Genomic DNA, 12,126 nt, shown 5'->3' with positions numbered 1-12,126 from the left:
ATGCAAAACTCTTACAGTTCCATAACAATTACTTGTACAGAGAAGCAAAACTTTGCGTTAAAGTAAACCCTGATTCATCAATACCATAAGTAATTCCATCAATTTTTGTTGTAAAGATGTTGTACATAATAATAGAGATGGCAGAAGTACCAATACCTAATGCCGTGTTATACAAGGCTTCAGAGATACCCACAGACAATTGTTCTGCAGCAGCACCACCACCACTATCAGCACCTAAGTTACCGAAGGCTCTGATCATTCCCATTACCGTACCTAACAAACCTAACAGGGTTGCAACAGAAGCGATAGTTGAAAGGAATACCAGGTTTTTTTCCAGCATTGGTAATTCCAGGGAGGTAGCTTCTTCCACTTCTTTTTGAATTGCCATTACTTTCTGGTCGGTACTCAATTCTGTATTGCCGATCATGTCTTTGTAGCGGTGTAAACCTGCTTTCATTACATTACCAACAGAACCTTTTTGTTTGTCGCATTCAGCCAAAGCAGCATCAACATTTTTATTAGCAAGATGATATTGCACTTTGCGGATGAAATCTGCATTACTTCCTGTACCATTAGCTTTAGAGATAGTTAAGAAACGCTCAATCACAAATGTAAGAACGGTTAAAAAACAACCGATAAGGATCGGAACGATAATACCTCCAAGGTACATTTTGCTTAAAGCAGTTTTTGGTTTTTCATGACTTGGCCAAAACCATCCTGTTCCCGGCTTGTCAAAGTTTGATGAGGCGCCCAGCAAAAAACGCCAAATGATGAAGCCAACAATAATACATATTATTGGAGCTAAAAGAGAAATTGCATTTCCTGATTTTTTTACCTGCACTGAAGCTGCTGGTTTTACAGATGGTTTTGATTCTGCCATGACATTCAATTTTTAGTTAGTGAAAATGTTAATTTTGAATTTTTGTTGTTTAAACTTTGCTTGCACAATTCTACTAAAAAATATAATCAAACAATCAGTTTTTCTACACTTTTTTAAGTAGGAACGCACAAGTTAATAAAATAATCGAAAGCAACAACTGACTACATAATTTTTTTTATTTTTTTAATACTGATGCCGGATTCTGCGTTTTGCACAAAAAAAATCAAATTCCTCCAACTGTATTATTTATTTACCTTTTATCCATAAATACTGATATTTCAAATGGTATTCGATATTTTCGTTTATTAACATTATCTGATCAAAATAAAACTAAACACATGAGATTTAATTACTGTAACAAGAAAATCTGCCTTGCGCTTTTGGCGCAATCGTTTGCATTTTTTGTAACGGCACAGGATAAGCCTGCTATGCCGCCAACTACTGCTCCAGGTATGCCTCCTGCTGCTGCAAAAGCAGGCCCAAAGCCTTATAAAGAGGTTATTACAGACAAAGCAAAAACCAGCAAAGGTTTGTTTACTGTACACAAAGTAGAGGATAAATATTATTTTGAATTACCTCCCCGTTTACTGGGCAGAGATATACTAATAATAAACCGTGTGTCTAAGTCTTCGGTAGAGAGCCCTAAACAATTTAATGGATATGCAGGTGATGAAATAGGTAACAATGTCATCCGTTTTGAAAAAGGCCCCAACAATAAAATCTTTTTGAAGAACATCTCTTACAATGTAAACCCGGATAGTACCAAACCAATGTTCCGTTCGGTAATGAACAGTAACGTACAACCTATTGCCATGGCATTTGATATTAAAGCAAATGCATCTGATAGTGCTGGTGGTGGTATTGTAATTGATATTACTGATAACATCACAGCAGATAATGAAATTTTTGGCTTTGCAAGTTTTGCAAAATCATCATTCCAGGTGGGAGGTTTTCAACCGGATAAATCATACATAGTGAGCGTAAGGCCTTATGCCACTAATATTGAGATAACCACGGTTAAAACATTCTCAAAAAGTGCAGGCGCTCCGATGCCGGGCTTTGCTCCATCGGCACCAAGCCAGGCTACGGTAACATTAGAGATGAACAGTTCTCTGCTGATCTTACCTGAAAAACCAATGAAACCAAGGTATGAAGATAACCGTGTTGGTTTTTTCAGCACCGGCTTTACTGATTTTGATGCTAATCCACAAGGTGTAAAAGACATCAACATGATTGCACGCTGGAGATTAGAACCTAAACCGGAAGACATGGAAAAATACAAACGTGGCGAACTGGTAGAACCTGCAAAGCCAATCGTTTATTATATTGATCCTTCAACACCTAAAAAATGGGTGCCTTATTTAATTCAGGGTATCAATGATTGGCAGGTTGCTTTTGAAAAAGCTGGTTTCAAAAATGCTATCATGGGTAAAGAAGCCCCTACAAAAGAGCAGGACAGTACCTGGAGTTTGGAAGATGCCCGTAACAGTGCCATTATTTACAAACCATCGCCGATAGAGAATGCTTATGGACCAAGCACTACTGATCCAAGAAGCGGCGAAATTATGGAAAGCCATATCGGCTGGTTTCATAACGTAATGAAATTGTTACACGACTGGTACATGATACAGGCCGGAGCTATTGATCCTAAAGCCCGTAAAATGGTTTTTGATGATGAGTTGATGGGACAATTAATTCGCTTTGTGTCTTCTCATGAAGTGGGACATACACTTGGTTTACCGCATAATTTTGGTTCTTCTGCCGGTGTACCAGTTGAGAATTTACGTAATAAAGCATGGGTTGAAGCAAATGGACACACTCCAAGTATAATGGATTATGCCCGCTTTAATTATGTGGCACAACCTGAAGATAATATCACTGCTGCAGGCATTTACCCCCGCATTGGCGATTATGACAAATGGGCTATTGAATGGGGTTATAAAATGATTCCTGAGGCTGCAACTGCCGAAGACGAAGTGCCTATTTTAGATAAATGGATTGAAGCCAAAGCAAACGACAAACGCTTTTATTATGGCCGCCAGGGACAACCTGATGATCCACGTGACCAGAGCGAATGTATAGGTGACAATGCTATGAAAGCTTCTACTTATGGTATTAAGAACCTGCAGCGGATTTTGCCTAATCTTATCAGCTGGACAAAACAACCTAATGATGATTATGGTGACTTAAGCAACATGTACGATCAACTGACCACACAGTTCCGCAGGTATATCGGGCATGTATGTTATAATTTTGGTGGTGTATATGAAACTTTAAAAAAGAATAACCAGGCGGGTAACGTTTACGAATATGTAAGCAAGGAAACACAGAAAGAAGCTGCAGATTTTATCAACAAGCAGGTATTTACCACACCAACATGGCTTATTAATAAGGATATCACCAGTAAAACAGGAGGAAACCCTACTGCAACTATTTTATCATTGCAGGAAACTGCTTTAGGCAGGATGTTATCCACCACCACAATGACTAAGATGCTGAATGCAGAAGCATCCATCGGAAGCCAGGCTTATACCGTAAATGACCTGCTTGGCGATCTTAAGCAAAGCATCTTTACCGAGTTGAGCACGAAAAAACCAATTGACATCTACAGGAGAAACCTTCAGAAATCTTATGTAGAAAGATTGGGGGCACTTATTAATCCTGCTCCGCAACAAGGCATTGTCATTAATTTTGGTAATGGCCCTGCACCATCAGTTGATACTAAAAAATCTGATGTACTTTCTTATTTAAAAGGAAACGCAAGAGAATTAAAAGCAGCTATTGACGCAGCTGCAGCCGGCACCACTGATAAAGCCACTAAATATCACTTACAGGATTTGAGTGACAGGTTAAAAAAGATTTTAGATCCTAAATAAATACTATAAGAAGATTACAAAATAGTAAAGAGGCGCTTCGTAATTGAAGCGCCTCTTTATTTATACTTAACATTATTTAAATAACGAAATCCTGCTTTACTTATTCGTACCGCAATGCATCAATCGGATTTAATTTACTGGCTTTAATTGCGGGGTATAAACCTGCGACTAACCCTACCAGTGAGCATACAAAAATACCTGCTATTACCCATGCCCATGGAATTACAAACCCTGTTTTTAAAAGAATGGCTACCACATTACCAATGAGAACACCTGCAATAATACCTGCAATTGCCCCCATTAAACTAATCAATACACTTTCCCATAAAAACTGATCCCGGATATCTTTTTTTGTTCCACCCAATGCTTTTATTAAACCAATTTCTTTTGTTCTTTCATTTACTGCAACCAGCATAATATTCATCAGCCCTATTGCTGCACCTATTAAAGTGATCAAGGCAATAGCAATCATTGCATATTGCAAATACTGAGAGGCAGACAGGAATTTTTCTGCAATACTGTCGCTCTTATCAATATAGAAATTATCTTCCTCTTTTATATCCAGTTTTCTTATTGGCCTGAATGCCCCCCTGGCTTCGCCAATAGCAGCATCCATCAGGTTGATATCAGGTACCATTACCGCAATGGCAAAAGAAGAATTCTGCGTAGCATATAAACGGCGGATATTATTGTACGATGTAATTACTACTTTGCCTGTACTTAAAAAAGCGCTGGAACCCTTGTCATCCAAAACGGCAAGCACCCTATATGGAATATGATCTACGCTTATTACTTTATCAACGGCTTTGGCAGCATTGCCCGGGTATAATTTTTCTGCCACATCGTTGCCAAGTATACAAACATTACTTCCGGACTCTACATCTGCAGCTGTAATATTTCTTCCATAAGCGATCTTGTAGCCATTTAACTCCAGGTAATTTTCATCACCACCTGTAACGTTAATATCCGGGTTGGTTTTTTTATTTTCATTATTCACCACTATCCCCCCCGCTCCCCGTATTGCTAAACCTACTTTAGCAGGAAATGGATACCGTTCTTTAAATTCTTTTGCTTGTTCGTAGGTAATTATTTTGCCAATGCTGGAGTTTTTTTGCTTCAGTGCAGATTTATTGGTTTTTATAATAGTGCGTTGTGCACCACCCCCAAATCTAATATTCTTGTCTTTAAACCTCACACTAAAAGCATTGGCACCCATTGTAGAAAAACTATCTGTCAGGCTATTACTGGCCGCTTGTATAGCGGTGATGATAAGTATTAAAGCAAAAATGCCAAGGGCGATAATAATCACAGTAATCACAGTCCGTAGCCTGTTGCCCGTAATATTACCCCAGGAGAGTTTAACTGTGTCTTTAAAAGTCATTAGAACTTATTATACCTAAAGTTAACAACAGAAAACAGATGCTGAAGAAAAACTTTTATGAATGGCTATAAATACAGATGCTGATTTCTTTGTGAGAAATTGGTTCCAGGTATTATTGTGCCAGTAAATGTTTAATAATACAACCAGTTGATAATAAGGTTTGGATAGATTCCCAGTACAATAATTAAAGCCGCAGTAATAATAAGCAGGGCTTTAAATGCCGGAGTAATATCCCAATCCTGGGTTGTTGCAGCATCATTGCTTTCTTTGAAATACATGGCTTGTATTACCCTGAAATAATAATACGCACTGATTGCAGCACATAGAACCGCCAGGATAACCAACCACATGGAATGGCCATTTTTTACCGCTGCCAGCAGCATATAAAATTTAGCCTGGAAGCCGGCAGTTAAGGGTATACCTGTAAGGGAAAGCAGGAATATTGTTGCGGTAATAGCCAATACGGGTTGTTTTTTTGCCAATCCGTTAAAGCCATCAATGGTGTAATCATTCATTTTGATAAGCACTGCAAAAATACCAATAGTGGCAAGACTGTAGGCTGCTGTATAAAGCACCAGCCCCTCTTTGGCTTCCCTGTTTAAAGCAAACAATGCAAACAGCATAAAGCCTGCCTGCGCAATACTGGAATAAGCCAGCATACGTTTTACGCTTTGCTGAAAAACCGCAGTAAGGTTACCAATTAATAAAGTTGCAGCAGTGATTATTACAATCAGTTTTTGCCACTGCGGTTGTATAGTACCAAAAGCTTTTTCAAACAAACGTACAAAAGCATAAAACGCAGCTGCTTTTACAATAGTAGCCATAAAGGAAGTAAATACAGTGGGTGCACCATCGTAAACATCCGGCGTCCAGAAATGAAAAGGTGCAGCTGATACTTTAAAAGCCAAAGAAACCATTAAAAGCACTAATCCTACTGCAATCAGCGGCGACATTACACCAGTGCCTATATTGATCTTATCTAAAAAGAAAGAAGCTGACGGTGTGCCACCATAAATAAATGCAATCCCCATCAGCATTATACCGGTGGAAAATGAACCCATCAGGAAATATTTGAGTGCGGCTTCGTTACTCTTCAGGTTTCGTTTATCACTACCTGTTAAAATATAAAGAGGAATAGAAATAATTTCAATACCAATAAATAACATCAGCAGGGTATTAAAAGTAGCTACTATCCCAACACCACAAAGAATAAAAAATATCAATGCAAAATACTCCGATACATTAGCCCCAACTTTTTCAAAATCACGGCCATTCAGTAAAAAATATAATAAGGTTGCAATAAGCAGTACCGCAATAAAAGTTAAATGATAGGCGCTATCGCCGTTTACATTCAACATATCCTTTACATCAAAAGTGAAGAAGGATTCCCTGTAATAAAGTTCCTGGCAATTGGCAATAATAATAAGTACCAAGCCTACAATGGCAAGATATTTCGGCGTGCTTTTATTTTTTATAAATGCACCCGCCAGCATCATTACTATACCCCAAACTGCTGTTAATATAATTTCGTTCATACCCGGTTCTGCCAACGGCAGATAATTATGTTTTGTAATTAATTATTTTCCTTTTCCTATTATTAATGTTACGGCATCCTTTGTTAAATTAAACATTGGCTGCGGAAATACACCCATTAAGAATATAGCTACTACTATTACAGCCAATATTATTTTTTCGTTTAACGCAATTTCTTTTATGGTTGCAGTAATTGAATTGGTTTCTCCGTAAAAAACTTTTTGTACCATATTTAAAGTGTACACGGCGGCAAGTATGATACTTAGTCCTGCAATAGCCGCATACCAAACATTAAATGTAAACAGACCATTGAACATCATGAACTCGCCTACAAATGCATTAGTTAAAGGCAGAGCGATATTTGCAAAAGCAATCACTACCAGCATAATGGTAAGTACCGGTGCTTTATGAGCAATACCACCGAGTTGAGATATTTTTCTAATGCCGGTTTGTTTTTCAATCAGGTCAATAACAATCCACAAGCCAATAATGTTGATACCATGACTAAACATCTGTATCATTACCCCCTGCACACCAACTGATGTAGAAGAAAAAATAGCTGCACACATCAAGCCTATATGAGCGATAGAAGAATACGCCACCAGCCTTTTCAGGTCGTCTTGTTTTATTGCAATCAAACTGGCATAGATCATTCCGAAAACAGAAAGCCCGATCACAAACGTGCTGTATTTTTCAACACCGGCAGGAAAGACAGGTACCAGCCAACGCAATACGGCAAACACACCCATCTTAACCATAATACCACTCAGTACCATAGTAACCGCTGTTGGCGATTGCTCGTAAGTATCCGGTTGCCAGGTATGAAAAGGGAATATGGGCATTTTAATAGCAAATGCAACAAAGAATAACCAGAACAACCAGAACTGTTGCTCAAACGGAATGTGCAATGCATAAAAAGCACTGATAGAAAACGAATGATTTGAAACCAGTACATGATTAGCATCAAATACAGCCGGCGTTTGTAAATACACATAGATAATGCCTATCAGCATTAATAAAGAACCGGTAAATGTGTACACGAAAAATTTAAATGTAGCCTGTATCCTTTTTTCTCCGCCCCAGCGGCTGCATAAAAAGTACACCGGAATTAAAGCCAGCTCCCAGAAGAAATAAAATACCAATGCATCCATTGCTGTAAACACACCCATCAGGCCAGCTTGTGATAATAACATTAAGCCATAAAAGGCACTGGCATTTTTATATTCATTTTTATATGTAGCTACAAAAATTAAAGGAAAAGAAAAGGCCGTTAATAAAGTAAGTAAATGCCCCATTCCATCTAGCCCTATATTAAAGCTGGCGCCCAGATAAGGCATCCAAACATAACTATCTTTTAATCCGCTTAGTTGTCTATCATCTGCATACATTAAACTGGCAAATGAAATAGCCAAAGTAACAATTGAAGAAAATAAAGCCACAGCCTTTGAGTTTTTATCATTTTTAATGATAAAACAAAGCAAACCGGCAATCAGCGGAGACCATATTAATAATTCAGGGAAACGTAACCCAAGATTTTGCATATCTGTAACTTCTTATTTCAAAAACAATTGTACTATAAATAAAATTAAAATTCCTATTACCATCAGCAATACATAATTGCCCACATGACCGCTTTGCAATAACCTTACCTGGCGGCTGCCATAATTCACTGCCTTACCCACACCATTTACAAAACCATCAATACCCTTTTTCTCCAGTACATTATTAAAAAATGCAGCAATGGATTGAATTGGTTTAACTATGATTGTATCATACAATTCATCTACATACCATTTATTTTCCAGCACTTTGCCAAGGCCAGTTTCAGCAACATCTGTTTTTTCATATTTGCTGAATTTGTTCCATGCATATAAAAGTGCTGCTAATGCACCCACAACAGAAACCGCCATTAAAGCATACTCGGTAGTATGACTCAATTCATTTACTATCGTGTGTGCTTTTACATATTCATTGCTACCTGCAAAAATGGGTTCTAAAAATGCTTCCAATTTATGGCCGCCATGCATGAATACTTCAGGAATTCCCACCAATCCTCCCACTAAAGAAAGAATGGCTAATATGATCAAAGGAATAGTAATTGCCTTAGGGCTTTCATGTAAGTGATGTTCCTGATCGTGTGTGCCTCTGAATTTTCCTAAGAAAGTCATTGCGTATAAGCGGAACATATAGAAAGCCGTCATAAATGCGGTTAACACACCCACGCCCCATAACACAGGATTTTTTTCAAATGCATGTGCCAGAATTTCATCCTTACTAAAAAAACCGGAGAAAGGAGGCATACCGGCGATTGCCAGGCACCCAATTAAAAAAGTAAGCTGGGTTGTGCCCATATATTTTTTTAAGCCGCCCATATTACGCATATCCTGTTCTCCCCCCATTGCATGTATTACACTACCTGCGCCAAGGAACATCAGTGCTTTAAAGAATGCATGCGTCATTACATGAAATACTGCGCCGGTGTAAGCGCCTACACCTAATGCTAAAAACATATAACCTAACTGGCTAACAGTACTATAGGCCAATACTTTTTTAATATCGTTTTGTTTAAGTGCAATTGTTGCAGCCAACACTGCAGTTGCTAACCCCACAATAGCCACTACCGCTTGTGTGGTGGGAGCCATAGTGTACAATATATTGCTTCGGGCAATCATGTAGATACCTGCAGTAACCATCGTCGCAGCATGTATAAGAGCGCTCACAGGTGTTGGGCCAGCCATTGCATCCGGCAACCAGGTGTATAAAGGAATCTGTGCACTTTTACCCATTGCTCCTACAAAGAGAAGCATAGTAATACCGGTAATATCAAAAGTTGTAAGAGGATGATTATTGGGATTTGCTACAGCCGTAAACACCGAATGAAAATCAACCGTGCCCAATTTAGTGATCAACCAAAATACTGCTAATAAAAATCCAAGATCACCAATGCGGTTCATTACAAATGCTTTTTTAGCAGCATTGTTATAGCTGGTATTTTTAAACCAGAACCCTATTAATAAATAAGAACAGAGCCCCACTCCTTCCCAACCGATAAACATAATTACATAGTTGGCGCCCATTACCAGCAGCAACATCGAAAACACAAACAAGTTGAGGTAAGCGAAATATTTTGCAAAATCTTTACTGTCTTCATCATGCATGTACGCTGTAGAGTACACATGAATTAAAAAACCAACGCCTGTAATGATCAGTAAAAAAAGAGAAGACAACTGATCGATCTGCAGATCGAAACCAATTTTAAGTGTTTCAATATTAATAAAATTGAAATAATGTGCAACATGTGTATTGCCACTTTTTACACTAAAGAAAACATAAAGGCTGATAGCAAAAGAAATTAAAATAACACCGCTGCCAATAATACCACTAAGTGTTTTTGACAATTGCTTTCTTCCCAAACCATTGATTAAAAAACCAGCCAACGGTAAAAAAGGTATCAACCAAACCATTTGTAAAACGTTATTCATGCCCTGTTAGTTCTTTAACCTGTTTAAAAAATTTACATCTACCGAATGTACATTCCTGTACATCATCACAATTATTGCAAGACCTACGGCTACTTCTGCCGCTGCCACCACCATTATAAAAAAGACGAAGATCTGGGCGTCGCTCACCACCGATGGCATTGCTTTGCCAATAGGAGCAGCGGCGTGCATTTTAGAAAATGCCACCAATAATAAATTCACTGCATTAAGCATTACCTCAATACACATAAAAATGATGATGGCATTGCGGCGTGTTAATACGCCTATTATCCCTATGCAGAATAAAGCCACTGATAAACTGATGTACCAATTAATTTCCATAAACTATAGTTTCACGTAAACACCCATACCTATTGTTGAAGATGCAGGTGCTACTGATAAAATATCTTTGATTTTTCTTTTTACTACGCCGTTAAAAACATCTACCGCTTTATAAGAAGCTCCTTTAGTTAAGAATTTAACTACAAGGCCTGTTGCCAATGTACTTAATGCTCCCACCAATGGTTTCTGGTAATCTTCTTTAAGAGCAGATTTATCAATTGCTTTTATAGCACTGTAGGCAGCAATAGCACCACCGGCATAAGAAGCAATTTTATATACTGTACGCCCTGTTTTAAAAGTGTTGAATAATTTAATAGCCTGTTCACTTTTTTTAAGCCCGATGATCTCAGCCACTTTTGCAATTTTTGGAATAGACACTTTACCCAAAGAAAACTTAGGTGCAAAGCCGCGTTTTACATTTAATACCTTGCCCAGAATATTATCGAGTTTTAAGTTATTAAAATCAATTTGTGCTGATGCACTACCTGCCAATGCACAAATAATAAAACAGGAAATCATTACTCTCTTCATGTTGTTTGTTTTGTTTGGGTTACAATTAAATTAGTGTTCTTTTTTACTGATTACAACAGCTCCGATCATTGCGCTTAAAAATAAAACACTGCTTATTTCGAAAGGCAATACGTAATCCTTAAAAAGTACCTGGCCTAAATTTTTCACTAACCCATAATTTCCTGTTTGCATTTCCACTGCGCTGCTTACCTCTTTTGATTTAATTAATGCCGCTATTAAAACCAAAAACAAACTTCCCCCGGAAATAACACCTGCAAACTGCAGTAATTTATTTTTTTGCGGCTCTGAATTCGCATTTAAATTCATCAACATTACTACAAATAAAAACAATACCATGATAGCACCGGCATAAACAATAATATTTACTACCGCTAAAAACTGTGCATTTAATAAAATATAATGACCTGATATAGCAAAAAATGTAACCACCAGGTACAACACACTGTGTACCGGATTCTTCCTGGTGATCACCATCAGGGCGCTGGCAACTGCCAACGCTGATAAAAGCCAAAATAATATTTGTGTAAGACCCATTACTAATTGTTACTTTTTAATGTTTAATTGTTGCCTTATTACCCAATGCTTTTTTATAAGCTTCCGGTTCATTTACCGGATGTGGTATCAATAATTCATCCTTGCTATAAATAAATTGTTTACGCTGGTAATCTGATGGCGCAAATGTTTCACTTAAATAAATCGCATCTTTAGGGCAAGCTTCTTCGCACAATCCACAGAATATACAACGCAGCATATTGATCTCATACTTGGCTGCATATTTTTCTTCCTTGTATAAATTTTCTTCGCCGGCTTTTCTTTCTGCAGCCTCCATTGTAATGGCTTCTGCAGGGCAGGCAACAGCACATAAGCCACAAGCTGTACAATTTTCTCTTCCTTCTGCATCCCTGTTTAACACATGCAAACCTCTGAACACGGGACTGAATGGCCTTTTCTTTTCGGGGTAATTTATTGTGGGCCTCTTTTTAAACATATGACCAAATGTGATGATCATTCCTTTAAAAATAGCAGGCAGGTATAAACGTTCCATTATACTTAATGGCTTTCTTTCTACTTGCTTTACCCTGTTTGTTAATGCTTGCATATGTA

Annotated in this window: 10 protein-coding genes; 1 reads left to right on the top strand and 9 read right to left on the bottom strand. The window is 37.9% G+C overall.

Annotation, left to right across the window (positions count from 1 at the left end; all coding sequences use genetic code 11):
• Positions 1-28: 28 nt before the first annotated feature.
• A complete protein-coding gene (locus ACQ334_RS16960) occupies positions 29-880 on the bottom strand; it encodes a MotA/TolQ/ExbB proton channel family protein (RefSeq protein ID WP_430989441.1) in 852 nt (283 codons plus the stop codon).
• Between the two features lie 338 nt (positions 881-1,218).
• Here ACQ334_RS16960 and ACQ334_RS16955 point away from each other — a divergent pair, with 338 nt between their 5' ends.
• On the top strand, positions 1,219-3,756 hold the full coding sequence (locus tag ACQ334_RS16955) for a zinc-dependent metalloprotease (RefSeq protein ID WP_430989440.1): 2,538 nt from the start codon (positions 1,219-1,221) through the stop codon (positions 3,754-3,756).
• A 100-nt stretch (positions 3,757-3,856) separates the two neighbouring features.
• On the opposite strand, the gene ACQ334_RS16950 is transcribed toward ACQ334_RS16955, so the two are convergent.
• The 8 genes from ACQ334_RS16950 to nuoI form a co-directional block, all read right to left on the bottom strand.
• Entirely contained in the window at positions 3,857-5,137 is a 1,281-nt protein-coding gene (locus ACQ334_RS16950) for an ABC transporter permease (protein ID WP_430989439.1), read from the bottom strand.
• 131 nt (positions 5,138-5,268) lie between these two features.
• Positions 5,269-6,672: an NADH-quinone oxidoreductase subunit N gene (locus tag ACQ334_RS16945; RefSeq protein ID WP_430989438.1), complete on the bottom strand. Its 1,404-nt coding sequence runs from the start codon at positions 6,670-6,672 to the stop codon at positions 5,269-5,271.
• Between the two features lie 42 nt (positions 6,673-6,714).
• Positions 6,715-8,211, bottom strand: a complete 1,497-nt coding sequence (locus tag ACQ334_RS16940; protein WP_430989437.1) for a complex I subunit 4 family protein — start codon at positions 8,209-8,211, stop codon at positions 6,715-6,717.
• 12 nt (positions 8,212-8,223) lie between these two features.
• Positions 8,224-10,152 (bottom strand): NADH-quinone oxidoreductase subunit L, encoded by a 1,929-nt coding sequence (nuoL, locus tag ACQ334_RS16935; protein ID WP_430989436.1) that lies wholly within the window; start codon positions 10,150-10,152, stop codon positions 8,224-8,226.
• A 6-nt stretch (positions 10,153-10,158) separates the two neighbouring features.
• Positions 10,159-10,491, bottom strand: coding sequence for an NADH-quinone oxidoreductase subunit NuoK (gene nuoK / locus ACQ334_RS16930; RefSeq protein ID WP_430989435.1), 333 nt, complete (start codon positions 10,489-10,491; stop codon positions 10,159-10,161).
• 3 nt (positions 10,492-10,494) lie between these two features.
• Entirely contained in the window at positions 10,495-11,022 is a 528-nt protein-coding gene (locus tag ACQ334_RS16925) for a hypothetical protein (protein WP_430989434.1), read from the bottom strand.
• A gap of 30 nt (positions 11,023-11,052) precedes the next feature.
• Complete coding sequence (locus tag ACQ334_RS16920) at positions 11,053-11,556, bottom strand: NADH-quinone oxidoreductase subunit J family protein (protein ID WP_430989433.1); 504 nt, start codon at positions 11,554-11,556, stop codon at positions 11,053-11,055.
• Between the two features lie 16 nt (positions 11,557-11,572).
• Entirely contained in the window at positions 11,573-12,121 is a 549-nt protein-coding gene (gene nuoI, locus ACQ334_RS16915; RefSeq protein ID WP_430989432.1) for an NADH-quinone oxidoreductase subunit NuoI, read from the bottom strand.
• Between the last annotated feature and the right edge of the window lie 5 nt (positions 12,122-12,126).

It is taken from the genome of Ferruginibacter sp. SUN106 (assembly GCF_050611765.1).
GTDB lineage: Bacteria > Bacteroidota > Bacteroidia > Chitinophagales > Chitinophagaceae > Ferruginibacter.
The sequence above is the reverse complement of the archived record's forward strand: the minus strand, read 5'-3'. Positions and strand labels throughout refer to the sequence as shown.

Excerpts from the sequence above, each read along its gene's own strand:
- ACQ334_RS16960 (WP_430989441.1), bottom strand. The coding sequence starts at position 880 with ATGGCAGAATCAAAACCATCTGTAAAACCAGCAGCTTCAGTGCAGGTA.
- ACQ334_RS16955 (WP_430989440.1), top strand. The coding sequence starts at position 1,219 with ATGAGATTTAATTACTGTAACAAGAAAATCTGCCTTGCGCTTTTGGCG.
- ACQ334_RS16950 (WP_430989439.1), bottom strand. The coding sequence starts at position 5,137 with ATGACTTTTAAAGACACAGTTAAACTCTCCTGGGGTAATATTACGGGC.
- ACQ334_RS16945 (WP_430989438.1), bottom strand. The coding sequence starts at position 6,672 with ATGAACGAAATTATATTAACAGCAGTTTGGGGTATAGTAATGATGCTG.
- ACQ334_RS16940 (WP_430989437.1), bottom strand. The coding sequence starts at position 8,211 with ATGCAAAATCTTGGGTTACGTTTCCCTGAATTATTAATATGGTCTCCG.
- nuoL (WP_430989436.1), bottom strand. The coding sequence starts at position 10,152 with ATGAATAACGTTTTACAAATGGTTTGGTTGATACCTTTTTTACCGTTG.
- nuoK (WP_430989435.1), bottom strand. The coding sequence starts at position 10,491 with ATGGAAATTAATTGGTACATCAGTTTATCAGTGGCTTTATTCTGCATA.
- ACQ334_RS16925 (WP_430989434.1), bottom strand. The coding sequence starts at position 11,022 with ATGAAGAGAGTAATGATTTCCTGTTTTATTATTTGTGCATTGGCAGGT.
- ACQ334_RS16920 (WP_430989433.1), bottom strand. The coding sequence starts at position 11,556 with ATGGGTCTTACACAAATATTATTTTGGCTTTTATCAGCGTTGGCAGTT.
- nuoI (WP_430989432.1), bottom strand. The coding sequence starts at position 12,121 with ATGCAAGCATTAACAAACAGGGTAAAGCAAGTAGAAAGAAAGCCATTA.